Origin of the sequence: Paenilisteria newyorkensis, from assembly GCF_000766145.1 — a bacterium.
Taxonomy (GTDB): domain Bacteria; phylum Bacillota; class Bacilli; order Lactobacillales; family Listeriaceae; genus Listeria_A; species Listeria_A newyorkensis.
In genome coordinates this window covers 1-1,374 of sequence record NZ_JNFB01000033.1, presented here as the reverse complement: position 1 = coordinate 1,374, position 1,374 = coordinate 1, and the positions used below count along the sequence as shown (strand labels likewise).

Here is a 1,374-nt window from a genome sequence, read left to right as displayed (position 1 = left end):
GGGTTTGTCAAGAAAAGTGTGTAATTAAGAAATAGAAATATAATGCGACACACGATTCTCAAGGGAATCCAAAAGAAGGAGCTGGTTCATGACAAGCGACCAGTTTTGAATGTGTCCCTCTGCCCATTTCGAATGTAGTTCTTTCACGCGTAAAAAAAGGACTTTGAGTAAGGCGTTTTCCTGTGGGAAGGCGCCTTTCTTTGTGACTTTTCGAAAACTGGCATGGACACTCTCCACGGCATTGGTGGTATACATGATTTTACGGATGGCGCTGCCATAATCAAATAATTGTTCCACATGCTTGAAATTCCGTACCCAAACATCGAGGGCACCTGGATACTGACTCCACTGTTGTCGAAAGGTCTCTAATTGGCTTTGGCACGCTTTTAGTGAAGGCGCACCATACAATTTCTTAAGAGAAGCCGTAAAGGCTTTATAATCTTTGGATGGGACGTAACGAAGGGAATTCCGAACGAGATGGACGATGCAACGTTGGACAACCACTGTTGGGAAAATAGCTTTAGCGCCTTCTTCTAAACCAGATACACCATCCATCGAAAGGAAGAAGACATCCTCTACACCACGCGCTTTTAATTCATCAAAAATTTGCATCCATCTATTTTTGCTTTCACTCTCATTGAGCCAAAGGCCGAGTATTTCTTTGTCTCCCTGCAGTGTATAGCCTAGAATGGTATAGACGGCGTAGCCTTTGGCTTCATAACCATCTCGAATCGTTACGTACATGCAGTCCACGAATAAAAAGGCATAGCACTTAGACAATGGGCGACTCTGCCACGTTTCTAATTCTGGTAGGACTGTATCTGTGATGTTTGAAATCATTTCATGAGAAATTTGAAAACCATAAATATCTTCGATTGTCTTGGCTATATCACGTTGTGACATGCCACGCGCATACATAGCTAACACCTTATTTTCAATGGCGGAGACATCTTTCTGACGCTTCGGAATAAGTTGCGGGTCAAATGTACCAGAACGATCTCGTGGCACATCAATAGGAACTTCGCCATAGCTTGTTCTCACCGTTTTAGTCCCATAACCGTTACGCCGATTATCATCTTCCTTATCTTCACGAGAATGCGCGCTATACCCAAGATGATGTTCCATTTCTCCTTGTAATAATTGCTCAAAGAGCGGTCCAAATACGTCTTTCAGGGCACTTTGCATCTCTTCCACAGACTCCGGCTGGTATTCTTCTACAATGGCTTTCGCAAGGGCAACGGTTTTAGGATCACGCTTTTTCTTTGGCATCGTATTCTCATCCTTTCAAGTTTTTTATTCATTGTACCAAAAAAGAAAAACTGCATAAACAATGAACCTAGGATTCATTATTTACACAGTTTATTTTACACTCCC

The 1,374-nt window shown here is 42.4% G+C and carries 1 protein-coding gene; it reads right to left on the bottom strand.

What is annotated here, in order from left to right:
- Nucleotides 1-24 precede the first annotated feature (24 nt).
- Nucleotides 25-1,269: an IS256 family transposase gene (locus tag EP58_RS10670; protein ID WP_036093276.1), complete on the bottom strand. Its 1,245-nt coding sequence runs from the start codon at nucleotides 1,267-1,269 to the stop codon at nucleotides 25-27.
- Between the last annotated feature and the right edge of the window lie 105 nt (nucleotides 1,270-1,374).

Excerpts from the sequence above, each read along its gene's own strand:
- EP58_RS10670 (WP_036093276.1), bottom strand. The coding sequence starts at position 1,269 with ATGCCAAAGAAAAAGCGTGATCCTAAAACCGTTGCCCTTGCGAAAGCC.